The sequence below is a fragment of the Paraburkholderia ribeironis genome (genome assembly GCF_900019265.1).
In the GTDB taxonomy this organism is placed as follows: Bacteria; Pseudomonadota; Gammaproteobacteria; order Burkholderiales; family Burkholderiaceae; genus Paraburkholderia; species Paraburkholderia ribeironis.
The window spans coordinates 38,955-63,369 of record NZ_CYGX02000057.1; the positions used below are offsets into that span (position 1 = coordinate 38,955).

Annotated in this window: 24 protein-coding genes; 14 read left to right on the plus strand and 10 right to left on the minus strand. The window is 64.8% G+C overall.

Annotated elements, in window-relative coordinates:
• Window positions 1–393: 393 nt before the first annotated feature.
• On the minus strand, window positions 394–711 hold the full coding sequence (locus tag BN2475_RS24105) for a DUF1840 domain-containing protein (protein ID WP_094782012.1): 318 nt from the start codon (window positions 709–711) through the stop codon (window positions 394–396).
• 350 nt (window positions 712–1,061) lie between these two features.
• On the opposite strand from BN2475_RS24105, the gene BN2475_RS24110 reads away from it, so the two are divergent.
• From BN2475_RS24110 to BN2475_RS24150, 9 genes are all read left to right on the plus strand, one after another.
• A complete protein-coding gene (locus BN2475_RS24110; protein ID WP_174642026.1) occupies window positions 1,062–2,225 on the plus strand; it encodes an HPP family protein in 1,164 nt (387 codons plus the stop codon).
• Window positions 2,226–2,310: 85 nt separating this feature from the next.
• The gene (locus BN2475_RS24115; protein ID WP_094781989.1) at window positions 2,311–2,727 is read left to right on the plus strand and encodes a MarR family winged helix-turn-helix transcriptional regulator; all 417 of its coding nucleotides are present in this window, start codon (window positions 2,311–2,313) and stop codon (window positions 2,725–2,727) included.
• Between the two features lie 2 nt (window positions 2,728–2,729).
• Complete coding sequence (locus BN2475_RS24120; protein WP_094781990.1) at window positions 2,730–4,529, plus strand: chloride channel protein; 1,800 nt, start codon at window positions 2,730–2,732, stop codon at window positions 4,527–4,529.
• Between the two features lie 407 nt (window positions 4,530–4,936).
• Window positions 4,937–5,470, plus strand: coding sequence for a DUF4142 domain-containing protein (locus BN2475_RS24125; protein ID WP_094781991.1), 534 nt, complete (start codon window positions 4,937–4,939; stop codon window positions 5,468–5,470).
• Window positions 5,463–5,840, plus strand: coding sequence for a cupredoxin domain-containing protein (locus tag BN2475_RS24130; protein WP_245841545.1), 378 nt, complete (start codon window positions 5,463–5,465; stop codon window positions 5,838–5,840). The genes BN2475_RS24125 and BN2475_RS24130 overlap by 8 nt, the downstream gene beginning before the upstream one ends.
• 10 nt (window positions 5,841–5,850) lie before the next feature.
• Window positions 5,851–6,558, plus strand: a complete 708-nt coding sequence (locus tag BN2475_RS24135; protein ID WP_094781993.1) for an RNA polymerase sigma factor — start codon at window positions 5,851–5,853, stop codon at window positions 6,556–6,558.
• 73 nt (window positions 6,559–6,631) lie between these two features.
• Entirely contained in the window at window positions 6,632–7,033 is a 402-nt protein-coding gene (locus tag BN2475_RS24140; protein WP_245841548.1) for a hypothetical protein, read from the plus strand.
• Window positions 7,034–7,294: 261 nt separating this feature from the next.
• Complete coding sequence (locus BN2475_RS24145) at window positions 7,295–7,729, plus strand: rhodanese-like domain-containing protein (protein ID WP_094781994.1); 435 nt, start codon at window positions 7,295–7,297, stop codon at window positions 7,727–7,729.
• A gap of 81 nt (window positions 7,730–7,810) precedes the next feature.
• Window positions 7,811–9,880, plus strand: a complete 2,070-nt coding sequence (locus BN2475_RS24150; protein ID WP_094781995.1) for a putative bifunctional diguanylate cyclase/phosphodiesterase — start codon at window positions 7,811–7,813, stop codon at window positions 9,878–9,880.
• Between the two features lie 154 nt (window positions 9,881–10,034).
• On the opposite strand, the gene dapA is transcribed toward BN2475_RS24150, so the two are convergent.
• Window positions 10,035–10,979 (minus strand): 4-hydroxy-tetrahydrodipicolinate synthase, encoded by a 945-nt coding sequence (gene dapA / locus BN2475_RS24155; protein ID WP_094781996.1) that lies wholly within the window; start codon window positions 10,977–10,979, stop codon window positions 10,035–10,037.
• A gap of 399 nt (window positions 10,980–11,378) precedes the next feature.
• Here dapA and BN2475_RS24160 point away from each other — a divergent pair, with 399 nt between their 5' ends.
• A complete protein-coding gene (locus BN2475_RS24160) occupies window positions 11,379–12,671 on the plus strand; it encodes an aspartate carbamoyltransferase (protein WP_094781997.1) in 1,293 nt (430 codons plus the stop codon).
• A 19-nt stretch (window positions 12,672–12,690) separates the two neighbouring features.
• Here the strand turns inward: BN2475_RS24160 and BN2475_RS24165 are convergent, their stop codons facing one another.
• Complete coding sequence (locus tag BN2475_RS24165; RefSeq protein WP_094781998.1) at window positions 12,691–13,542, minus strand: alpha/beta hydrolase; 852 nt, start codon at window positions 13,540–13,542, stop codon at window positions 12,691–12,693.
• 212 nt (window positions 13,543–13,754) lie between these two features.
• Complete coding sequence (locus tag BN2475_RS24170) at window positions 13,755–14,561, minus strand: NAD(P)H-dependent oxidoreductase (RefSeq protein WP_094782014.1); 807 nt, start codon at window positions 14,559–14,561, stop codon at window positions 13,755–13,757.
• Window positions 14,562–14,637: 76 nt separating this feature from the next.
• On the opposite strand from BN2475_RS24170, the gene BN2475_RS24175 reads away from it, so the two are divergent.
• Window positions 14,638–15,546, plus strand: a complete 909-nt coding sequence (locus BN2475_RS24175; protein ID WP_094781999.1) for a LysR family transcriptional regulator — start codon at window positions 14,638–14,640, stop codon at window positions 15,544–15,546.
• 68 nt (window positions 15,547–15,614) lie between these two features.
• Here BN2475_RS24175 and BN2475_RS24180 read toward each other — a convergent pair whose 3' ends face one another.
• Both BN2475_RS24180 and BN2475_RS24185 read right to left on the minus strand, forming a co-directional pair.
• The gene (locus tag BN2475_RS24180; protein WP_094782000.1) at window positions 15,615–16,826 is read right to left on the minus strand and encodes an acyltransferase family protein; all 1,212 of its coding nucleotides are present in this window, start codon (window positions 16,824–16,826) and stop codon (window positions 15,615–15,617) included.
• A gap of 303 nt (window positions 16,827–17,129) precedes the next feature.
• Complete coding sequence (locus BN2475_RS24185; RefSeq protein ID WP_245841550.1) at window positions 17,130–17,489, minus strand: response regulator; 360 nt, start codon at window positions 17,487–17,489, stop codon at window positions 17,130–17,132.
• A 224-nt stretch (window positions 17,490–17,713) separates the two neighbouring features.
• Here BN2475_RS24185 and BN2475_RS24190 point away from each other — a divergent pair, with 224 nt between their 5' ends.
• Both BN2475_RS24190 and BN2475_RS24195 read left to right on the plus strand, forming a co-directional pair.
• Window positions 17,714–18,931 (plus strand): sensor histidine kinase, encoded by a 1,218-nt coding sequence (locus BN2475_RS24190; RefSeq protein WP_094782001.1) that lies wholly within the window; start codon window positions 17,714–17,716, stop codon window positions 18,929–18,931.
• A gap of 111 nt (window positions 18,932–19,042) precedes the next feature.
• Window positions 19,043–19,552 carry a GNAT family N-acetyltransferase gene (locus BN2475_RS24195; RefSeq protein ID WP_094782002.1) on the plus strand — a complete coding sequence of 170 codons (510 nt, stop codon included), beginning with the start codon at window positions 19,043–19,045 and terminating at the stop codon, window positions 19,550–19,552.
• A gap of 14 nt (window positions 19,553–19,566) precedes the next feature.
• Here the strand turns inward: BN2475_RS24195 and BN2475_RS24200 are convergent, their stop codons facing one another.
• Together BN2475_RS24200 and BN2475_RS24205 are read right to left on the minus strand one after the other, a co-directional pair.
• Window positions 19,567–19,953 (minus strand): hypothetical protein, encoded by a 387-nt coding sequence (locus tag BN2475_RS24200; protein WP_245841553.1) that lies wholly within the window; start codon window positions 19,951–19,953, stop codon window positions 19,567–19,569.
• A gap of 11 nt (window positions 19,954–19,964) precedes the next feature.
• Window positions 19,965–20,960: a hypothetical protein gene (locus BN2475_RS24205; protein ID WP_094782017.1), complete on the minus strand. Its 996-nt coding sequence runs from the start codon at window positions 20,958–20,960 to the stop codon at window positions 19,965–19,967.
• A gap of 623 nt (window positions 20,961–21,583) precedes the next feature.
• On the opposite strand from BN2475_RS24205, the gene BN2475_RS24210 reads away from it, so the two are divergent.
• Entirely contained in the window at window positions 21,584–21,964 is a 381-nt protein-coding gene (locus BN2475_RS24210) for a DUF2917 domain-containing protein (RefSeq protein ID WP_094782018.1), read from the plus strand.
• Window positions 21,965–22,091: 127 nt separating this feature from the next.
• On the opposite strand, the gene BN2475_RS24215 is transcribed toward BN2475_RS24210, so the two are convergent.
• Both BN2475_RS24215 and pcaF read right to left on the minus strand, forming a co-directional pair.
• Window positions 22,092–22,670: a hypothetical protein gene (locus tag BN2475_RS24215; RefSeq protein WP_094782019.1), complete on the minus strand. Its 579-nt coding sequence runs from the start codon at window positions 22,668–22,670 to the stop codon at window positions 22,092–22,094.
• Between the two features lie 189 nt (window positions 22,671–22,859).
• Window positions 22,860–24,062 carry a 3-oxoadipyl-CoA thiolase gene (gene pcaF / locus BN2475_RS24220; RefSeq protein ID WP_094782003.1) on the minus strand — a complete coding sequence of 401 codons (1,203 nt, stop codon included), beginning with the start codon at window positions 24,060–24,062 and terminating at the stop codon, window positions 22,860–22,862.
• Window positions 24,063–24,415: the final 353 nt, after the last annotated feature.

Here is a 24,415-nt window from a genome sequence, read left to right on the forward strand (position 1 = left end):
CGGCTGGCCGGCGAACAGCAGCCACCCGGCCACTTCACGAGTACCAACGGGCTACCGGACAGCCCGTCGAGCAAGGTCGCGCCGTACACTCCGACTACGGTGGTCGGAACATCGTAGAAGTATGAAGCCGACGACGACGACCACGCGGCCGGCCGTGCGCTTCGCAGTAGCTTGCGCAGGCTGCCGGTCCAGGAGGTCGAAGCGCGGACAGGTCCTGCATCGTGGTCACTCGCTCGCGCCATTGCGGAACACGTGACAACAGGGAAAACAGCGGGGATGACTGCGCTGACGCACGCCACCAGCATCAGCGAGTAGCACCGCGACGAACGTCGTTTCATCGTTCCATCCTTCCAACCCGACAAGCCGTGCAACGCGGCTGGCCAGCCTCGACGTCTAAAGTCCCCAGATAATGTCCGCATCACTCTTGCGCGCTTCCCGCATCATGTCCAGAAACGGCCATGCGCGCTGCGAGAGCCCGTGGTTCGATTCGCGCTGGTTGCCAGGCGAGCGGTGCAATGCTTCGAGTGCGGCTTGTGCGGTCACATCCTCCGAGATCGCGGCTTCGAGCCGGCCAATCGCGCCGGGCAGCTCATCGCGCCTGATGACCCCGCGCTCACCGAGACGCTTGCCGACCAAGCCCAGCAGATATTGCGCAAGGTCGCGGAGCATCACCACGTCCGGCGATGCCGTCGATTGAAAAGTAATCAGCATGATCGGCTCCTTCTCGATGACGCGCGTGAACACTTGACGTTCCGGACTCCTGCGCGTCTGCCCGGCGCGGCACCGATTCATACATCGCCGCACCAGTCGGTTCCTCTTCAGTCATTTTATATCACAACGTGACAAACCTGAACGGTATGCGGGTCCGCGCAACCGATGCGCGCGTGCCGGGTCCTGCTATAGCAGAACAACCCGACACGTGGCCCATTCTGTAACGCAACAGGCAAAAAGGGCGGGTTTATATCATATTGAAATATAATCATGACCAGAGTGTATTCGCGTTGCCAGGGTTTCCCCGGTAATCTCAGCCCCCGGCATAATCGACTACGTCCCTTTCTATCTTGTCCGCCTCCATCGCTCTTCGCTGGCTTTCCAGCTTCATCCCCGTCCCCGTTACCGTGAAATGGCAGGAACGTGCCCGCTCGTGTCTCGGCGCACTGCTGGGCATCGCGTTTACGGGCGGCTCCATGTACTTGCTGCTGGGGCCTGCGGCGAAGATTCCGTTGCTCGTCGCGCCGATGGGCGCCTCCGCGGTGCTGCTGTTTGCCGTGCCCGCGAGCCCGCTGGCGCAACCGTGGTCGATCATCGGTGGCAATCTCGTGTCCGCGACGATCGGCGTGACTTGTGCCAGCACCATTGCCGATCCGACCTTGGCGGCCGCGCTGGCCGTCGCGCTATCGATCTGCGGCATGTTTGCGCTTCGCTGCGTGCACCCGCCATCGGGCGCTGTCGCGCTGACCGCGGTGCTGGGCGGACCCGCCATTCACGCGCTGGGCTACCGGTTCGTGCTGGAGCCGATCGCGATCCAGTCTGCCGCGCTGCTGTGCGCCGCCCTCGTCTATCACGCCGCCACCGGCCACCGCTATCCGCACGCGGGCCGGCCGGCCCGCAGCGCCGGCAATGCCGCCGACGATGCGGCCCGCGCCGGCTTTACCCGCGCCGACCTCGAAGCGGTATTACGGCGCCGCGGTGAACTGTTGGACATCGATCCCGACGATCTCGAATCGCTGCTGCGCGAAACGCAGCTGCAGGCCTTCGCTCGAAGCTTCAACGAACTGACCTGCGAAGACATCATGGCGCGGCACGTCGTCTCGGTGTCCGCGGACAGCCGCGCAGCCGCCGCGTGGGGTCTGCTCAAGCGCAACAAGGTCAAGGCGCTCCCCGTGACCGATGCCGACCAGCGGCTGACGGGTATCATCACGCGGGCCGACCTGCTCGACAAACGGACATTCGGCAAATCCGCGCCCTTTCTCGCCTACTTCGACGGTTGGCTGCGCGGCGATACGCAGCGCCAGCCGATGGTCGGCGATCTGATGAGCACCGACGTCTGCACCGTCAACGCAGGCGCGCCGATTACCGATGTCGTGCCGATGTTCGCGAACTACGGCCACCACCATATCCCGGTGCTCGGTTCCGCCGGGCGCGTGGTTGGCATGATCACGCAGATGGATCTGATCTCCGGCCTCTACCGGCAAACCGTGCTCAAGGAGCAGCAGGCCGGCTAGTCACGACGCGATACAACGCGCCACAGCACGGCGATTACATCACTTCGTGATATAATCGCCGTTTATTCGCCGGGACGGGTGCCTCATGAAAGTAAAAATTCGCGGCCTGAATAAAGCCGATTTCGAGCAGCTATCGGAGTTTCGCTACCAGATGCGGCGCTTCGAGCGCTTCTCGGAGCAGGCCGCGCAAAGCGAGGGCATCACGCCGCTGCAGTATCTGTTGCTGCTGCATATCAAGGGCTATCCGGAGCGCGACTGGGCGACCGTCGGCGAGCTGGCCGAGCGGCTTCAGGCTCAGCATCATGGCGTCGTCGCGCTGGTGTCGCGTTGCGAAGCGCTCAATCTCGTACGCCGCCAGGTCAGCGCAACGGACCGCCGCCAGGTTGAAGTTCACCTCGAGAAAGCCGGCGAGCGAGTGCTGGCAAAGCTCGCCGAATTGCACCGCGCCGAATTGAAATCGCTCGAGGGCGCTTTCCAGATTCCACAAATCGACTTCGAGTAACCATGAGCATGGATTCCCACAAGCGTGACTTCTCGGCCAATGCGCGGCTGCCCGGCATTTTTGCGCTGGCGGCGTGTATCGGCGTGGTCAGCACGTTTGCCGCCTTCGTATTGCTGAATCTGATTCGTCTGTTCACCAATCTGTTCTTCTTCGGCACGCTGTCGTTCGTCGAGCGTTCGCCGGCCACCAACACGCTCGGCCTGTGGGTGATCGGCGTGCCGGTGCTGGGCGGTCTGATCGTCGGCTTGATGGCGCGCTATGGTTCCGAAAAAATCCGCGGCCACGGCATTCCCGAAGCGATCGAAGCGATCCTGTTCGGCAAGAGCAAGATGTCGCCGAAAGTGGCGGTGCTCAAACCGCTGTCGTCCGGCATCGTGATCGGCAGCGGTGGCCCGTTCGGCGCGGAAGGCCCGATCATCATGACCGGCGGCGCGCTCGGCTCGCTGATCGCGCAGTGCGTGAAAGTCACGTCGGTGGAGCGCAAGACGTTGCTGGTCGCGGGCGCCGCCGCCGGCATGACCGCGGTGTTCGGCACACCGGTCGCGGCCGTGCTGCTGGCGGTCGAACTGCTGCTGTTCGAATGGCGCCCACGCAGTTTCCTGCCGGTCGCGGTGGCCTGCGCGGTCGCCGGTTTCGCCCGCGCGCTGTTCTTTGGCACGGGCCCGTTGTTCCCGCTGCAGACCGCCGCGCCGGATGGCTGGTCGCTGCTTTCCTGCGTGATTGCCGGGCTGTTGTCGGGCGCACTGGCCTCGGGGCTGTCGGCGGCTATGTACAAGACCGAAGATCTGTTCGGCAAGCTGCCGGTCCACTGGATGTGGTGGCCGGCGCTCGGTGGCGTGGTGGTCGGCATCGGCGGGTGGCTCGAACCGCGCGCACTCGGTGTCGGTTACGACGTGATCGGTGATCTGCTGCACCAGCACATCGCACTGCAGATTGCGTTGCTGCTGCTCGCCGTGAAGGCCGTCATGTGGGTCGTCGCGCTCGGGTCCGGCACATCCGGCGGCGTGCTCGCGCCGCTCCTGATGCTCGGCGCCGGGCTCGGCACCGTGCTCGCGCACATCCTGCCGGGCAGCCAGCCGGCGCTGTGGCCGCTCGTCTGCATGGCCGCCACGCTCGGCGCGACGCTCGGCGCTCCACTGACGGCAATCGTGTTCGCTTTCGGTCTCACCCACGACAGCAACGCGCTGCTGCCGCTGTTGACAGCAACGCTAGTCGCGCACGGCTTCTCGACCGTGCTGATGCGCCGCTCGATCATGACGGAGAAGATCGCGCGCCGGGGCTATCACATCTATCGCGAGTACGGGGTCGATCCGCTCGAGCGTCACTACGTCGACGAGGTGATGACGGCCACGGTCGAATCGGTCGACGCCGACATGACGGTCGGTGAGACGCTGCAGCAGTTCTTCGGCGCCAACCAGGTGCGCCGCGCCTATCCCGTCGTGCGCGACGGTATGGTAATCGGCATGGTCGACCGGGCATTGCTCGAACGGTTCTGCGCGGAAGGACCCGAACTCGGCCGCGCGATGAGCCTCGCGCACGTGTTCAGGCAGCAGGCGCCGGCCTTTGCGTTGCCGTCCGAAACCTGCCGGCTCGTTGCGACCCGCTTGGCCGTGCACGGTCTGGAACGGTTGCCCGTGGTCGCGGACCGCAAGACGATGCGGCTCGTTGGAATCGTGTCGCGCAGCGACTTGATCAAGCCGTCGCTCAATCACTTCGAAGAAGAGCACAAGAAGGAACGTTTCCGGCGGCTCGCGCCCGCGCCCGGCAAGCGGCGCTTCAGTCCGGTTCGCAAGACGAGCTGAAAAAAAACACGAAGAGGGTCGCGAGCACGCGCCCTCTTCGAGCGCATGGCATGCAGGCGCATTACATGCAATGCTCACGCGCGCAATGCCAGCCGGGGTTTGTCGCCCCACCTGTGCAACGCGCTTTCCCTCCAGCATACTGCCCGCCTCAACGCGGACAGCCGATCTGACAAGCCCCCAGTAGCACCGCACCGCCAGTCTTCCGATATGCGAACGGCGCCGCCGCCCTATGCCACAAGCAATCGCCGCCCGCCGTTTCCGCGCTCGTTCGGACACGGCGCGCAAAGCACGTGGAAGCGACCCGGAAACAGCGCCCGCGCACGTGACATCTAACTCCATAACCAGGATCGAATTGGACCGGCCCATGTGGGTCAGCCAGATTCCCGACCCGGTTTGGGAGGCATCTCATGAAACTGATCAAGCCTGCATTGTTCGGAGCCTTGGCGCTTGCCGGCTTCGCCAACCTGGCGCAGGGCGCCGGTGTCACCGACCCGCAGATCGCGGCCATCGTGGTAACCGCCAATCAGGTCGATATCGACGCGGGCAAGCTCGCGGAATCGAAAGGCCGGTCGAAGGACGTCAAGGCGTTCGGGCACCAGATGGTCGTCGATCACAGCAGCGTCAACAAGTCGGCCACCGACCTCGTGCACAAGCTGGGCGTCACCCCCGAGGACAACCCGACCAGTCAGGACCTCAAGCAAGGCGGCGACGCGAATCTCGCGAAGCTGAAGACTCTCGATGGGACGAAATTCGATCGCGCGTATATCGATCACGAGGTCAGCTATCACCAAAGCGTGATCGATGCGCTCGACAAGACCCTGATTCCGGATGCGCAGAACGCAGAATTGAAAGCGCTGCTCGTGAAGGTGCGGCCCGCGTTTGTCGCCCACCTCGAGCATGCGCAACATCTGCAGACCGCGATGGGGAAGACGGGTGAGTGATCGTCCGGTCAGTGCCGTTGGCGCGCCGCGCACCGCTATGCGCACGCGCGGATGGAGGCGGGGCAGCGCCGTCGTTGCATGCGTCGCCGCGACGCTGATCTCCAGTGCGGCAGCGGCGCCGGGCACCCATCTGGTCGTCATCGAACAGATGCGTTTCAATCCGCCGACACTGACGGTGCAGCGCGGCGATCGCGTGATGTGGGTCAACAAGGATCTGTTAGCCCACACCGCGAGCGCGACGTCGAAAGCGTTCGACTCCGGCACGATCGCGCCAGACGCATCATGGACCTATGTCGCCCGCGAGCGGGGGAGCTATCCTTATCTGTGTAGCTTCCATCCGGTGATGCGCGGCACACTGACCGTTCGATGACGAAGGTTCTATGCCAGACAGCGCTGTAACACGTTCGATGCCGCCCGCGGCCGACGACCTGGCGATCGTCCGCGGGATGGTTGCGGGAGACCGCGACGCGTTCGAAACGATGATGCGCCGCCACAATCGGCGCCTGTATCGTCTCGCACGCGGCATATTGCGCAACGACGCCGAGGCGGAGGACGCGCTGCAGGAAGCGTATTTGTCGGCCTATAAATCGATCGGCCAGTTTCGCGGCGACGCCGCGCTTTTCACCTGGTTGTCGCGGCTCGTACTCAATGAATGCTTTGGGCGCCTGCGCCGCGAGACACGGCGTCAGAACGTGATTCCACTGGTCGAGCCGGGCACCCACGTCGATCTCGAACTCATGAACGCACACGATCCAGATTCCCCGGACAAGGCCGTCGCGCGCGCCGAATTGCGTGCGATGCTCGAGCGCAAGCTGGACGCACTGCCGGACGTCTTCCGCGTGGTCTTCATGCTGCGTTCGGTCGAGGAAATGAGCGTCGAGGAAACCGCCCAGTGTCTCGACATTCCGGAGGCGACCGTGCGCAGCCGGCACTTTCGCGCGAAGAGCATGCTGCGTGAGTCGCTGGCGCGCGACGTGGATCTCGTCGAACGCGATCTGTTCGAGTTCGGCGGCGCACAGTGCGACCAGGTGGTGATCCGCGTGCTGTCACGGTTAGCCGACGACGTTCCACCTCACAACAGCGGCTAACCAGTTCGAACGGAGAGCGAACCACTTGCGGCGATCCAGCTGCGATTCGCTGCACGACTCGAAGGGAGGCGCAATGAATCACACCATCAGAAGCGGGCGCAACTGGACGGCCCGCGTCAGCGGAGCCAACATCTGCCGTCTATGCGCTTTGCTGGGCGTGCTCGTTCCAGCCGTCGGCATGGGCGCGCAACCGCGCACCATCAACATTGCAACGGGCACCTATGGGCAGAATTGCGGGGCGCCGCGCGGCAACGCGACCCCTGACCTCGCGCATCGGTGCGACGGGCGGCTGAGCTGCAGCTATGCTCTGCCCGAGGCGCCCGAAGGCAAACAGGCCGCGGCGTGCAGAAGGGACTTCGTTGCCGAATGGCGTTGCGACAGCGGCGAATTCCACACCGCCGCGATCGCTCCCGGCGCGACTCCGAACGACACGCTGGTGCTCAGTTGCATCGAAGAGACTGGCGCGGGCAAATAAGAAAGGCAGCCCGCGAGGCTGCCAGGCCCCTGCCTGATCACTGCCTGACCGACTACCCGCTCACACTCGGACCGGCGAACCGGCTCGCTGGCCAGTCGCGCGTGCAAAGCGCCATTTCGATGCCCGGCGGCCCTCACCCCCGTTGGCCGCCGAGCACGCATGTCCTACTACGACGATCAGAAAAATTTGTGTATCGTCATGCGCGTGCCCTTCAATTGTGCTGCGCCGCACATCCCATTCACCCCAGCCCTTCGATCCAATATGCCGACTCCCAACGCCGTCACCGCCGTTCCCGCCGCCGATAGCGCCGCCGCGCTCGCACACTTCCAGGCATCGCTGCAATTCGAAACGGATTGCGCCGACGTCAGCGCCGCGCTCGCGAGCGGCACCCCCGGCTTCGTGCTGCTCGACGTGCGCAGCCCGGCGCTGTTCGCGCAGGGCCACGTGCCAGGCGCGCTCAACCTGCCCCACGGCAAGATCGTCGCGTCGAAGCTCGCCGACTATCCGCCCGACACGCTCTTCGTCACGTATTGCGCGGGCCCGCATTGCAACGGCGCGGCGCGCGGCGCACTGCGTCTCGCCCAGCTGGGCCGCCCCGTCAAGCTGATGGCCGGCGGCGTGACCGGCTGGCTCGACGAAGGCTTCGCGCTGACCCCGCCAGCGGCCGTTCAGGAAACCTTGCGCAGCGCCGATTAGCATTGAGCGAATCAATTTAATAAAAACCGCGAACGGTCGATATCATGTTCAGCCGCGTCCCTACTAGCGGCCGGATCAACCATGCAGAGTTCTTACAATCTTTGGCTCGTGGCCATGTCGTTCGTGGTCGCGACGCTGGCGTCCTACACGGCACTCGATCTCACCGGGCGCATCTTTCTGCTGGACTCGGCGCGGGCCCGGCATGCATGGCGGTTGGGTGGCGCGGTGGCGCTCGGTGTCGGCATCTGGTCGATGCACTTCGTCGCGATGCTCGCCTTTTCGCTGCCCATCCCCCTCGGCTACGACTTCGCGACGACCGCCGCTTCGCTCGGACTCGCGATCGGCGCGTCATATCTGGCGCTATTCGTCACGACCCGTGCGCAGCTCACGCGCGGCCGTCTGCTGGCCGGCGGCGTGCTGATGGGACTGGGCATCGCCGGCATGCACTACACCGGCATGGCGGCGCTGCGGATGTCGCCGGCAATCCGCTATCAGCCGGCGTGGTTCGCGGGCTCGCTCGCGATCGCGATCGGCGCGTCGACCACTGCACTGTGGATGGCGCGCGCCCTCAGTGACGACGACCAACACCATGTCGTACGCAAGCGTTTCGCGGCGGCACTGGTCATGGGCATCGCGATCACGGGCATGCACTACACCGCCATGGCCGCCGCCGACTTCGCGCCCGGCGCGGTGTGCGGCGCGGCCCGGGGCGTGAACGCCACGTGGCTCGCCAGTTCGGTGATCCTGCTCACGTTCGGAATACTGATCGTCACGCTGATCCTGTCGCGCTTCGACGCGCGCACCGCCTTTCTGGCCGGCGCGGTGTCGAGCCTGAATGGCCAGCTCCTGCGGCTCGCCACGCTCGACACCCTGACCGGCCTGCCGAACCGCAGCACGCTGACCGAGCGCATCGAACGCGCGATCGATCGTGCGCACCGTCAGCGCCCGCTATTCGCGATCCTGTTCATGGACCTGGATGGCTTCAAGACCATCAACGATTCGCTCGGCCACTCGGCTGGCGACGCCGTGCTGTCCGCGTTCGCGCAGCGCCTGCTACGCTGCGTGCGGGCGCATGACACCGTCGCGCGTCTGGGCGGCGACGAATTCGTGGTGCTGGCGGAAAACCTGGATGCGCGCGAAGACGCCGGCGCGCTGGCCGAAGGCGTGCTCGAACGGATGCGCAGCGGTAGCTGGGCCGATTCGCAGCCGCTGCAGGTGATGCCGAGCATCGGCATCGCGCTTTATCCGCACGACGGCGATACCGTCGAGACGCTGCTCAAACACGCGGACACGGCGATGTACGAAGCCAAGCGCGCAGGCCGCAGCACCTATCGCTTCTTCGAGCGCAGCATGAACGAGGCCGCCACGCGCACGCTGCAAGTCCAGAGCGCGTTGCACCACGGGCTCGCCGCCGATCACTTCTGGCTGGAGTTCCAGCCGAAGTTTCATGGCGGCAGCGGCTCGCTGGCAGGCGCCGAAGCGCTGCTCCGTCTGCATGATCCGCAACTCGGCCGCCTGACGCCGCGCGAGTTCATTCCGATCGCCGAGCGCTCCGGTCAGATCGTGGAGATCGGTTACTGGGTCGTGCGCGAAACCTGCCGGCGAATTCGCGGCTGGATCGAACAGGGCCTGCCGGCGACGACGGTGGCGATCAATCTGTCGCCGCGTCAACTGCTTCACCCTGATCTCGTCGCGACGATGCTCGGGATCGTCGAAGCCGAGGGCGTCGCGTGCGAGCAGATCATGTTCGAAATCACCGAGACCGTGGCAATGCACGACGCGCCCAGAACCGTCGAGATAATTCGCACGTTCCAGGCAAACGGCTTCGCGATCGCAATCGACGATTTCGGCACCGGCTATTCGAGTCTCGCCTACCTGCAACGCTTCCGTGTCAAGCAACTGAAGATCGACCGCTTCTTCACCAACGGTCTCGACGCGCATGGCCCGGAAGGCAGCGCGATCGTGGCGGCGATCATTGCGCTCGCGCACTCGCTGGAAATGGACGTGGTGGCCGAGGGCGTCGAAACCGAATCGCAACTCCACCTGCTGCGCTCGATGAAGTGCGATCAGATGCAAGGCTTCCTGCTCGGCAAGCCCGTCAGCGCCTACGATTTCGGCGAACTGCTCAGGCGAACCATGATGACTGCTTGAGCATGCCGTGACCGCCGCGCTGTCGCGCGTGTTCAGGGCGGTCATTGCTGCTGCGACGCTCGCGCTGCCAAAGCCGCCTGCTGATCCGGGCGGCCACGCGCGAGCTGCGCGCCGCCGCCGCGATTCGCAACATCCACACCGGCCAACAGTCTGGTCACGCCAATCGTTCGGTGTCCTGCGTGATTACGTGGAAACCCGCGTCGAACCCCGCGTCGAACCCATCCAGCGCGCCAAGCCGCGCGGCAAGCGCATCGCTGGCACGCGTCATCGGCATGCGCAGTTCGTCGCGTATCAGTCCTTGCGCGGCGAGCAGCGCCTTCACCGGTGCCGGATTCGGCTCGGCGAAGGCCGCCTGGATCAGCGGCACGAGTGCGTGAAAGATGCGCCGGCCTTCGTCGAGCCGGTCCGCCGCCAGCGCACGATACAGCGCGACGAAGCGCTCGGGCCGCAGATGCGCGGACGCCGCGATCGCCCCGCTGCCGCCCAGACACAAGGTGTTGAAGATCGCGATGTCCTCGCCGGCGAGCACTTGCAGGCGGCCGTCGCGGATCAAGGCGAGCGTGGTGTCGAGCGAACCGGCGCAATCCTTGATCGCGCGAATCCGTGGATGCGCCGCGAGCGTGAGCAGCGTATCGAGTTCGAGCCGCACGCCGGTCCGGTACGGGATGTCGTACAGCACGACCGGCTGTTCGCTCGCATCGGCCAGCGCAGTGAAATGGCCGACGATGCCCGCCTGCGAAGGCCGGATGTAGTACGGCGCGGCGATCAGCACGCCAGCGATCGGCAGCGGATTCAATTGCTCGATACGCTCGCGCATGCTCGCCGTGTGATTGCCGGCAACGCCGACCAGCACCGGCAGCACGCGCGCAGCGGCAGCGTCGTGCGCGGCGGCGTGGGCCGCGTCGAGAATCGTCGCCAGCACGGCGTCCTGCTCGGCGGCGTCGAGCGCGGCCGGCTCGCCGGTGGTGCCAAGCGCGACCAGCCCGGCGATGCCCGCGTCGGCATAGCGGCGCACCAGCGCGCGCAACGCGGCGTGATCGACCGCGCCGCCGGCGAACGGTGTGATGAGCGGAACCCAGATACCCGAAAAGTCAGACATGTCTCTACCTCGATGACGACCGTATCGATTCCGAACAGCGGTGCGAGGGAGATAACACGGAACTGGCCGCGGGCGGGCGGTTGACCGGCTGTTCCGTCGCACATCTGACGGAACAGCGCGCTCCGGTCAGATGAGCGACTGTTTTTTGGCTTTGGCGCCGACGTTCGCGCGGCGGTCCGCGCGTGTGAGCGCGCCGTTCGCGAACGCGGAACGTGCGAGGGTCGATGGGCGCAAGCGCAACGTTGGGCTGAAGTGCATGGACCGCAGTGTAACCGGGTACCGCGCCGTGTGGCAAAGCTGGCAAAGCACTTCGCAAAAAGCGCTTGACTTCCGCCACGGGGAAACTAATATACGCACCGCGTACATTCGCCGCACAACTCCCTTCCGACAGGTGCTTCCATGAGCGTCCCGCAACAAGCCTTCCTACGCGATGCGATGCGTCGCCTGAACATGACGCGCGACACGTTCGCCAGCCGCATCGGCGTGTCCCGCCGGGCGCTCGACACCTGGCTCCTGCCGGACGACTCGCAGGAGTCGCGGGCCATGCCGGAGATCGTCGAGCGGTTCGTGTCGGAGATCGTCGTACAGGGCGATCCAGGCGAAAAATATACGCAGAGCGTAGATTCGCAGTCGCTCGCCAGCCAGATGCTGTTCGAAGGCAGGCCGCAGTTGCTGTCGGTGGATCAGTTCTCGCGCGACTCGGTCGAGGCGCTGTTCAGAGTGGCGGACATCATGCAGCCGATCGCGCGGCGCCGCAAAATCTCGCGCGTGCTCGAAGGCGCGGTGCTCGGCAACCTGTTCTTCGAGGCCAGCACGCGAACCCGCGTGAGCTTCGGCGCGGCGTTCTGCCGGCTGGGCGGCTCGGTCTGCGACACCACCGGCTTTACGTTTTCGTCGATGGCCAAGGGCGAATCGATCTACGACACCAGCCGCGTGATGAGCGGCTATGTGGATGCGCTGGTCATCCGCCATCCGGAGCAAGGCTCGGTGGCCGAATTCGCACGCGCCACCAACGTGCCGGTGATCAACGGCGGCGACGGCCCGGGCGAGCATCCGAGCCAGGCGCTGCTCGATCTCTACACGATCCAGCGCGAGTTCTCGCGGCTCGGCAAGATCGTCGACGGTGCGCATATCGCGCTGGTCGGCGATCTGAAATACGGGCGCACCGTGCACTCGCTGGTGAAGCTGCTGGCGCTCTACCGCGGCATCAAGTTCACGCTGATCGCGCCACCAGTGCTCGAAATGCCGGCTTACATCATCGAGCAGATTTCACGCAACGGCCACGTGATCGAGCAGACTCACGACCTGCGCACAGGGTTGCGCGGCGCCGATGTGGTGTACGCGACCCGCATCCAGAAAGAGCGCTTTACCGACGAATCGTTCGAGGGCTACACGCCGGATTTCCAGATCAACCAGGCGCTGGTGGACAGCGTATGCGGCGCTGACACGCTGATCATGCACCCGCTGCCGCGCGACAGCCGGCCTGGCGCGAACGATCTGAGCGTGGATCTGAATCACGATTCGCGGCTGGCGATTTTCCGCCAGACCGACAACGGCATTCCGGTGCGGATGGCGATTTTCGCGGTGCTGCTGGGTGTCGAAAAACTGGTCCAGCATTCGATGCGCGACGCCGCGTGGCGCCCGCCCGCCTATCTCGGCCCGGACGATGCGGTGTTTCACGGCATCGACTGAGCGGCGCATCGGACGACGCTCAGATCGCGGCGTGGGTCGCATGACGCAGCGCGTGCCTGAACGCCCCGGCAAAAAACAGCACCTGGTACTGCACCGCATTCGACCAGTACCGCCACGTGTGGCCGCCAGGCCGCTCGGCGTAGTCATGCGGCACGCCGAGTTCGACGAGCCGTTCGTGCAGCGCGCGGTTGGCCTGCACCAGTGTGTCGTTCACGCCGCAATCGATCGTCAGCGCAAGATGCGCGTTGCCCAAACTCCGCGCATTCTCGACGATCGCCTCGTTGTTCCAGAAGTCGGCATCGGCCGCCGGGTCGCCGAACACCTGATCGATGCCGGGCTCGTCCTCGCAGCCGCGCGGGTCGACCGCGCCGCTGATGCTGCCCGCGGCGCCGAATGCGTCCGGCCGGTCCAGCGCGATGTGCAGTGCGCCGAATCCGCCCATGCTCAGGCCGGTAATCGCCCGCGCCTGTTTCGCCGCAATCGTGCGGAAGTGCTCATCGATATAGGCCACCACTTCCGTGCCCACATAGGTCTCATAGCGGCTGCCCGGATCGACCGGGCTGTCGATGTACCAGCTCTCGCGCCCACCGTCGGGCATCACGAGTATCACGTGATAACGGTCGGCCAGCTTGCCGATGTGCGAATTCCCGGACCAGTCGGTATAGTCGCCGCCCGAGCCGTGCAGCAGATAGACCACAGGGAAACGATCGGCCGCGTTGCCGCGCACATATTGATCGGGCAGCACCACCATCGCGTCGAACGACTGGTGCATGGCGGCGCTGGGAATGCTGACGACGAGCGACTGAAACGCCCAGGCGCGAGACGTGACCAGCAGCATCAGAATGAGCCAGAACGCGTGAACTGGATTCATGGTGTGTCGCTCTCTCCTTCAGGTCTGCGAAGAACACTGTCCGGCATACGGCGCCAAGCTGCTGTGCGACGACTCTAGCAATGGCGACTTACAGCCAAATTTCAGCGAAACCTTCGATCCCGTCAGGCGAAAGCGCAATTCATGAAGCGTGCAAAGGCGTGCAACCGCTCGCGCCCCACTCGTGCGCTCACTCGCGGCTTACCACTGACATATCACTGACGCGCCAGCTCCGCGTCGACAAGCTGTTCGACGTGTGCCGCGAAGCCTATGCGATGCGGCGCGAGATCGTCCCGCAACGTCAGGGCCGGGATCGTGTACGCGCCGCCGTTCTGCGGCCGGAACGGGATCGGCGCCGTCGTCCACAGATCGTCCAGACGCCGCCCCAAAGCATCGCGGACTTCGCCATAGTTCGCCTCGTCGATGCGGCTCGTCCGATAGACCACGAACGGCGGCAGCACGTCGAAGCCGGGGTAATACAGAATGCCGTGCTGGATCGGGAACAACACATCATCCATCGGGCCATTGATGCCGCGCGGACTGTAGTGCGATTCCCAGCCGCCGGTCGTCACCACCAGCATCGCGCGCTTGCCCGTGAACTTGCCCTCTCCATAGCGTTGGCCCCAACGCGCGTCGGAGTGCTCGCCCACGCCGTAAGCGAAGCCGTACGCGTAGACGCGCTCCACCCAGCCCTTGAGGATCGCCGGCATCGAGAACCACCACAGCGGAAACTGCAGGATCACCGCATCCGCCCACGTCAGCTTGTCCTGCTCGCGAGCGATATCTTCGCTCTGCAAACCATTCTCGAACGCATGTTTCGATTCGCGCGACGGATAGAAGCGCTCGCTGGACTGGCGCTCGATGCTGTCGTGCGGATCGAGCAAGGCTTTCCATTTCATCGCGTACAGATCGGAGACCTGCACGGCATGTCCGGCGCCCTCCAGACGCTTGACCGCGAAGTCCTTGAGGGATCCGTTCAATGATTTGGGTTCGGGGTGCGCATAAACGAGAAGAACTTTCATGACCGTGCCTTTGCCTTCGTGACTGAAAGAAACCACGATAGGCCGCGCCGGGGTATATTGGAAATGAATTCCCAATATGCCAGCTATTGCGATGCTTAATCTGCGCAAGCTCGACCTCAACCTGCTGGTCACGCTCGACGTGCTGCTGTCGGAGCACAACGTGACCCGCGCGGCCGAACGGCTGAATTTTTCGCAGCCGTCGGTCAGCGTGCATCTTGCCAAACTGCGGGACCTGTTCGGCGATCCGCTGCTGCTGCCCGGGCCGCGCGGCATGCGGCCCACCGCACGCGCCGAGGCGTTGCGCGAACCGCTGCGCGAGGCGCTCGAAGCGCTCGAACGCGCGGTGGCGCCGGCCAGCCCGTTCGATCCGGCGGTGGCCACGCACACGTGGCGCGTCGCCGCAAGCGACTACGCCGAATCGACGATCGTGCTGCCCGCGCTGGCCGCGTTGCGCTTGGTCGCGCCGGGCACGCGCCTCGCGGTCGTCGAAGCGGCGCCGCCGCGCATCGCCCGGCAAGCGGAACGGGGCGAGATCGATCTGGCGTTCCACACGAGCCATGGCGCGCCCGAGGGCTTGCGTCGGCGTGTGCTGTTTGCCGAACGCTATGTTCTGGCCGGCCGCGCCGGTCATCCGCGCCTGAAGCGCCGGCCGACGCTCGCGCAGTTCTGCAAGCTCGAACACGTGATCGTGTCGCCGGATGGCGGCGGGTTTGTCGGCGTCACCGACGAGGTGCTCGCGAAAACCGGTCTCACGCGCAAGGTGGTGCTGTCCGTGCCGCATTTCCTGATCATGCTGTCGGTGCTGGCGCACACGGACCTCGTCGGCATGCTGCCCGCGCGGCTGGTTCGCGAGTCGAGCGCGGTGCAGATGGTCGAGCCGCCCGTCGAGGTGCCCGGCTACGAGATGGCGATGCTCTGGCACGAGCGCTCACATCGCGATCCGGCGCATCAATGGCTGCGCGACACCATCGCGGACTCGGTGTGACGCGGCGGCGACGCAGCGCCGCTCATGCCACCATCGCGCCCAACGCTTCAGCTAGTACGCGCGCCCTCTCAAGAACTGGTGCCCAAGGTTTCCGGGCTATCCCCCGCACTACCCGAGCCGTCGTCAATCTTCGCGGGCGCTCGCGATTCGGGTCGATGCGTTGCGCTATTGGCCCGCGCAAGCCGCGCTCTGACGTGCCTGCGCATCGGCTCTTCATAGAAGCGCAGGCACACCAGACTCGCCAGCACGCAGAAGACGATCACCATCCAACCGTTCGACCGTCCGAATCCAAGCATCAGCGACAACAGCGCAATCGGCAGATGCGTGAGGTAGAGCGAATAACTCGCGTGACCCAGGCGCACCAGCGGCCGCCAGCTCAGGATGCCGAGCACGGGCCGCTCCATGAGCGCGAGGCCGAGTATCAACGCGGCAAAACACGGTGCGTCGAGAAAGAACGATGGCGCGATGGGCCTCCACATGCTGAGCGTCACGAGCACCACCAGCGCGATGCCGACCAGCGCGGTGCCCCGCACATGCTGCGACGTGCCGCGCGAGCGCAGGTGCAGATAGCAGAGGGCCGCGGCGATCCCCAGCACGAACTCCGCGAGCCGCGTCAGCGGCATCGCGTAGATCATCGCGCCGCTGCGCGCGAGCGGCATGTACCGATGCAGGAACGCGATCCACGCACCGGTCGCGAGCCATACGGCGACACACACGAGTGCAAGCCGAACCGGCTTCAACACGGCCAGACGCCGCAGCAGATACGGGAACAACGCGTAGAAGAACGCTTCGCAGGAGACGCTGTCGGATGGTCCGTTCCACGGCTGGTTGAGCGCCGAAAAAGGAAACCATCCGTTGAGCAGCAGCAACTGGCAGATCAGGCTGACGGTCAACGCCAGGTGGATCGCGTGCTTGAGCGCGTACCACTTCAGCATCAACGACGCGTTGCCGGTGTAAAGCAGATAGATCACCACGGGAACGCACAGCAGCAGACCGAGCAGGACCACCGGATAAATCCGTGCGACGCGTGCCCCGTAAAAAGAACGCGTGCCGCCATGCACGAGTTTGTCGCGATAGGTGAACGTGAGAATGAAGCCGGACAGCACAAAGAACAACGACACCGCCGAGCGGCCGCCGTCGATGAAATCGAATATCGACGATGGCAACGGCAGCAGGTCGTTTTCCGAGAAGTGGGAGATGACGACCGCGAACGCCGCAATAAAACGGATGCTGGTCAGAGCAGGGAAAGCACCACCCGACTGGTCTGAGTCCGTCGCCATCGACGCCTCCCGCGATTGTGCGGGGTCGAATTTACCACTCACGCCCGGGCAGCAAATATCCTGTCAGGCCATTGTTGCCGCAATGGCGGTAACGTCCGCGTTATTGGCGCGAACGGGCGGGTCGGCGGCGCCACGCGCATGCGCCGCCTCGCCCCGCGCGATCAAGCCGCGCCGCTGGCGCTACCGATCGCCTTCAGTTCGTCGAGCACCTTGTCGGGTAAGCTCAGGCGTGCCGGACCATGCGCCCGGCTAGAATGCCGCAGCGCCACGCGTGTGCGCATGACGACGCCGCCGCGAGGCACCTCAATGCCTGCGCTTGCCCAGTTGCGCAATCGTCGCCAGAAAAAGCTCCGCGCTAACCGGTTTTTGCAGGCAGACATCCCAGGGAGTCCCATCGCCAAGCGGCGGCGGCACGGCGGAGTGCACGAGAACGGGCACGTCGGCGAGTTGCGGCAGCGCTCTCAGACGACGGTACAGTTCGGCCCCGTCCATGACCGGCATCATCCAGTCGGTGATAACCAGGTCGGGAACGTTGCTTGCCGCTCGCTCGAGTGCTTCGGCGCCGTTGCTCGCACAACGCACCTGGTAACCTTCGTCTTCCAGAATCAGACGCCACGCCGCCAGAATTTCCGGCTCGTCGTCCACTAACAGGATTGAATGCATCAGGGACCGCCTGAATCGTCGGGTTAAACGTCTTGGGGCTCCACCACCGCGCCGCAACAAACGTTCCACAAACCCCAATTGCGGTGATAATGGGCAAACCGACGGCGCGGCAGCGCTGCTTCGGGACGCCGACGAGCCCGGCGCGCGGGCACGCTCCGCGGTCGCATGCGTCGGTGTAGTTCGAGCACATGTAAGTTGTAGAAACTTCACCCCAACGTCCTATCATGACCGACACACACGTCAGTCCGCTGCGCAATTTTTCCAACTTCGTTCGCGCCGAACAGACCCGGCTCACTGAGCAATGGACGCATGCCGTTGCCAGCGACATCCACCTCGTCGAAGCCGACAGGCTCACGCACCAACAGCTTGTCGATGATCTTCCGGAGATACTCGGCGGAATCTGCGCGGCCCTCGACGCAGAAGACCTCGATTGCGTCGAGCCGTCGATCGAACGCAACGCGATCAAACATGGCAAGGTGCGTTGGCGTCAGGGCTACCGGATCGAGGAACTCGTGCGCGAGCTCGATCTCTTTCACGAGGTGCTCGTCGAAGCGCTCGAAACGTTCGCCCTACGCAACAACACGTTCACGCGCCGTCATGAAAGCCGCGCCCGACGGTTGATCGCCGAAGCGTTCAGCATGCTCACGCAAGCGTCGATCAAGGAGGTGGTCAGCGAGCGCGACCGCAGGATCGACGAGTACACCGGCAGACTCGAACGCGCCAACCACGAACTCATGCTGAAGCAACGGCTCGTGAGCGACCTCTACGAGTCGCGCATGCAGATCACCCGCAGCGTCGCGCACGATCTGCGCAATTTTCTGAACGCGTTTTCGATCGCGCTGCAACTGATCGAACGGGCGCCGTCCAAAGCCGAGACCGCATTGACGCTCGCGAAGCGCCAGGCGGCGGACATGAAGCAGCTGGTCGACCAGATGGTCGAGTACGCCGTCATGCTCGGCGACAGCAACCCGCTGACACTCGAACAGGTGGCCCCGCGCGAGCTTTACGATGAACTCGTCGCGTCGTCGCGTCCGCTGATCGAGGCGAAAGGACTGACGTTGCACGCATCCTTCGATCCAGCGCTCTCGACGGTTACGTCCAGTCGACTGAAGCTCAAACAGATCGCCGTGAATCTGCTTTCCAATGCGACCAAGTACACGAAGTCCGGCCAGATCGAACTGCAGTTCGCGATGGCCGGTGACAGGCACTGGTCGATGCGCGTCGCCGACACCGGCGTGGGCATCGCGCCCGCGGACGCGGATCGCGTGTTCGACGAATTCGAGCGCGCCGCCGGCGACGATATTCCCGGCACGGGCCTGGGTCTTGCGATCGTCAGGGAGTTGTGCCGCGAGTTGCACGGACAAATCAATTTCGTGTCCCGCGAGGGTGTCGGCACCTCGTTCCAGATCCGCTTCCCGCTAGTGCTCGAGCAATCGCCATGAAGCCCGCGCGGCAATGACGCTGCGGCGCACGCGTACCGTTAAACTGCCTGCCTGCATCCGAAGCGCAGCCAGCACTGCGCCGTATCCAGACAGTTGACGAGAGACGTGCCCATGATTCACATCCGGAGCGCCCGGTTTCCTGAACAACTCGAAGTCGTGCGGGCCATCTTCCGCGAATATGCCGACAGCCTGGGCATCGATCTGAGCTTCCAGGATTTCGAGTCCGAGCTTGCCGGCTTGCCCGGCAAATTCGCCGCGCCGCGCGGCGAGGTGCTGCTCGCTTATCACGCTGAGGACCTGATCGGCTGCGTCGCGATGCGCCCACTCGACGAAACGACGTGCGAGATGAAACGCCTCTATGTGCGTCCGTCGGGTCGCGGCCTGCAGGCTGGCAGGCGATTGGCGACGCGCATTTGCGCGAGCGCGCGGCAGTCGGGCTATCGCCGCATCCGTCTCGACACGTTGCCGACCATGCACGCGGCGCGTCGACTTTATGCATCGCTCGGTTTTGAACCGATTCCGGCTTACGTCTTCAACCCGATCGCCGGCACGATCTTTCTGGAGTGCGATCTGACTCGCGACGTAGACCCGCGGCCATCGCGACGCGGCGCTTCGCGATGAACGGCGCCGCACGTTCACTGCACCGCGCGGCTGCCGCGAGCTGCCGGCAGGCATCCGCTCAGCGCGCCGCCGCGCTCGCTCAGCCCGCGCACCACGACCTCCGACGATTTGCCGTCACGCCTCGCCAATTCGGCAAGATCGAGCAACGCGGCGTATCGGGCCGAGCAGTCTTGCGATGCGTCGATCGCGCGATTCGCGCGAGGGCCGTGAGCCGATGCGATGAGCCCGCCTGTCGCGGCCATCAAACCCGCTGTGGCGATCAGCGCCGCCAGCCCAACGGCCTGGCGGACCTTCCGTCGCGGCGGCGCTTCGCAACGCGCTTCACGCTCCGTGTCCCAGCCCTTGCCGTCTCTCGCATCCCGACGGGTTCGCAGCAATGCGATGCAGGATTTGAGTCGCATGGCCGCGCCCATCATGACCAGTGCGCCGGCACCCAGACACGCCCGACCCAGTGGCCCGGCACCCACACCACTGGGCGGGGCGCCGGCGCGACATACACGGTGCGCGGCGCGACATACGCAGCAGGCGGCGGTGCGTAGACGACGGGCGGTGGCGCAACGTACGCGACCGGCGGCGGCACCACGACCGGCTTCGGCGGCACATAGACGGCCGGCGGTGGCACATAGACGACCGGCGGCGGCACGACCACCGGCTTCGACGCCACCACCACCGTGGTCCCGCCTGTCGCGACAACGCCGCTCGTGACCACCGTGCCGCTCGTCGTCACCGTGTTGCTGTGCGTGCCGGTCACGCTGGTGGAGGTCGTCACGACGCCCGGCGCGACTCGCGTGGCCGTGCCGGAATGATTGACGGTCCCGCCATCCGTGCCGGTCACCGTGCCCGAGCGTGAGCACGTCGAGCCGGCGCAACTGGTCGATGCCGAGTGCTCGACCGTGTTGCCGTTCGCGCCGGTGATCGAGCCCGACGACGAATACTGCCCCGCTGCGGTCTTCGTCACATCGCCGGAGGTAGTGGCCGTCTTGCCGTCCGGTCCGGTCAGTGTGCCGGTGTGCGCACAGGTGCCGCCGGCGCAGCTGGTGTCGCCTGCGTGCTGCACCGAGTTGCCATAGCGTCCTGTCGCCGTGCCCGAGTTCGAGAACTGGCCCGGCGCATTGCGCGTGACGGTGCCGGTGTTGCTCGCGAAGCCGCCATAAGGACCGACCACGCCGCCCGCATGCGAACAGCTGCCGCCGCCGCACGAGCCGTAACGCGCGCCGTTATAGATGCCGCGCGACGTGTACGCGGTGCCGTGCTGCGACCACGCGAACGCCGATGTGGTGCCGAGCGCGAGCACGCTGACGGTTGCGCCGAGGACGAGCTTGCGCAGCGCGCAGCGCGCGGATGAGGCAGAGATGGATGATGCAATACAGGCTGAAGCGGCCGGGACGGCGAACCAACGATTTTTCACGGTATGTCCTTGCTGATACCAGCCATGCGTTTCACTGCTGCGTGGCGACAAGCGGACTATAGAAGGACGTGCCGCGTAAATCAGCAACGAAGATATGTCATCTTGTGTCACCGTGGCCAGCAACCGCCAGACGCCCGGTGGACAAGGGTCTGCGGACAATGTGCTAAAGCCGTGACATGTTTCGACATAGAGTGTTGCCGTGCGCGAGGATCGACGCCGGGAGTCTTCAGCGTGCCGATGCGCCACCGGTATGCGGCAAGCAGACCTTGCGTGAACGGATGTTCGCGCGTCAACCAGCATTAGGCGTTACGTGTTGCGAAACGCCTGGCCGCATCAGGCGCGCGTTGCACGATGCATACCTGTCGCGTTATCGCATCGACGGCTTGTCATATTTTTATTGACAAGCCATGCGGCAAAACGGCACACTCGTTTCCATGTTCACGCACACCTCCATCGCAAAGCGATTAATCATTGGATGCGAGCCATCATCGGCTGGCCAATGGGAGCATGTGCGCGTTAGCAGTCTGAATCTGCAAGCAAAACCCCCAAGGCCCCGCCGGTAACGGAAGGGGCCTTTTGTTTTGTGGGCGCTTCCGTCAGCCGGCTCGATGACGGAGAAGAAGATGGATCAGGCAAGCCCGCAGTGCATGGATGACGACTCGAGTCTGGCTGCATATCAGCACGACGAGCGTCCGCCAAGAGTGGTCGTGCTTTTTTCCGTAGTGCCAGGCACGACGCTGACCTGGCGTATCGACGCCGACAGCACGCTTACGGTTCAGGGCGCGCGCCTCTGGCTCACGCGCATTAGTTCTCCTTACGATCACTGGCTCGCGCCGGGCGGCGAGATCCGGCTCTATCGCGGCGAACGCGTGTGGCTCAGCACGGATGGCGATCGCGCTGCGCGCGTGTCATTGACTAGCGCGCTGCCGGCGCGACGCGGGCTGATCGGACGCTGGCTCGGACGGCTCGCGTGGTTGGGCGTCGAGGCGCCTACGCCGCGTTGATGTGGTGAGTGGTGAGTCGTGAGTGGTGAATAGTGAGCGGTGATAGGGGCGACGTTTCCCATATCGTGCCCCGCATGCCGTGCCGTGCACGTTGTGCTGCGCATGCCCTGCTCCTGCCGCACACCGCTCACTGCGTCGCGGGCGTGAGCTGCACCGCTGCTGCCGACACGAACACGGCATGAATCGTATCGCCCACTTTGAGCTCATTCAGATCGACACCGGGACCGGCTTCGAACACCTGCGTCTGATACGCGCCGCGCAACGTGACGAGCCGCTTCTTGTGATCGATCTTCTGCACAGTGGCGAGCGTTTCGGTCTGACGCACCGACTCGGAACCATCCGAGGCCGGCGTGGACATCTGTTTATCGGCACGCTTGCGAGTCTGCTTGTCCACGCCGGTGACCTTTTCGGCCTTCACGAGCAGCGCATTCCTGTAGAGCACATCCACGCGATCGCCCGCCTTCAGTTGGTCGAACGCCTCGGCCTGCTGGCTCACCAGCACCACCACAGTATTGCCGCCGGGTCCTTTCAGCGTGAGCGTGCGGCTGCCCGGGTCGATGCCGACGATTTCCGCGTTCAGGTGTACCAACTGTACCGCGTCGATCGCACCTTGCGCGGTACTCGCCATGTCATCTTGCGCGCACACCGGTTGAGCCGCGGCAAGCGCCGCGACGATCAGTGCTGCGCGAAGCGTCGCTGCTTTCATCTGCGCCCTCCATTCTTCAAACGGCATGACGCAACGATCGTACCCGCCCTATCGAACGCGCCGATCACGCGATGGAGTGATCTGCTGCGCCCGAAAAAAAAGCCCCATCGCACGAGCGATGGGGCTTTTCATGATGCTTGCGAAACAGATGCACCACAAACGGCGCACCGCACGAGGCGAGCTAAACCATCACACGCGCTCGATCGCGATCGCGATGCCCTGGCCGACGCCGATACACATCGTGCACAGCGCAAAACGGCCTTGCGTGCGTTGCAATTGATACATCGCGGTCGTCACCAGACGTGCGCCGCTCATGCCGAGCGGGTGACCGAGCGCGATCGCGCCGCCGTTCGGGTTCACGCGAGCATCGTCGTCGGCGACGCCGAGCGCGCGCAGCACCGCAATGCCTTGCGACGCGAATGCCTCGTTCAGCTCGATTACGTCGAACTGATCGATGGTCATGTTCAGGCGCGCCAGCAGCTTCTGCGTGGCGGGTGCCGGGCCGATGCCCATCACGCGCGGCGCGACGCCGGCCGTGGCGATACCCAGCACGCGCGCACGCGGCGTGAGGCCGAAGCGTTTCGCAGTGGCTTCGTTGGCCAGCAGCAACGCCGCCGCGCCATCGTTCACGCCCGATGCATTGCCCGCCGTGACCGTGCCGTCCGGACGCACGACACCCTTCAGTTTCGCGAGCGATTCGAGGCTGGTTTCGCGTGGATGCTCGTCTTGCGACACCGTGATCGGATCGCCCTTCTTCTGCGCGATCGTCACGCCGACGATTTCCTGCGCCAACGTGCCGTCGCGTTGCGCGCGAGCGGCTTTCTGCTGGCTGCGCAGCGCGAACGCGTCCTGATCGGCGCGGCTGATGTTGTAGTCGGTCGCGACGTTTTCGCCGGTCTCCGGCATCGAGTCGACGCCGTACAGCTGCTTCATCAGCGGGTTGACGAAACGCCAACCGATCGTCGTGTCATGGATGTCAGCCTGGCGCGAGAATGCGCTGGTCGCCTTGCCCATCACGAACGGTGCGCGGCTCATGCTTTCGACACCGCCTGCCACCATCAACGCCGCTTCGCCCGACTTGATCGCACGCGCCGCGATGCCGACCGCGTCCATGCCCGAGCCGCACAGACGGTTCACCGTCGAGCCAGGCACGTCCTTCGGCAAACCGGCCAGCAACAGCGACATGCGCGCGACGTTGCGGTTGTCGTCACCGGCCTGGTTCGCGCAACCGTAGATCACGTCGTCGATCGCGCTCCAGTCGACGCTCTTGTTGCGCTCCATCAGCGCCTTCAGCGGCACCGCGCCCAGGTCGTCGGCGCGCACCGACGACAGCGAACCCGCATAGCGGCCAATGGGGGTGCGAATCGCGTCGCACAGGAATGCTTCGGTCATGTGATGTCTCCAGTTGAAGTGCTGCGTGCGCTACGCCATGGCGGGCTAGCCAAGGTGGCGCGGGTCCGATGCGTTCAGGCGTCGGCCCGGCGAGCGCCAGCAAAGCGGCGGCACGACAGCCGTCACGTCAGAGCAGCTTAGCGCAGGATGGTAAACGATGGGCTCGAGATTGCCGCCATTTGTTCTATATACGAACACAAGGTCATATATCGAACAACCAGCCTCGATAATAGGCGCGTGCGCGAAACCGTGTCAAGCGCGGCCAGTCCCGCACCAGGGAATACGTGCAGGTTACGTGCAGGCCCAGGCGGTCGTCGCGAAGCATCGGACGAATGGCGTGGCGGTGTTGGCGG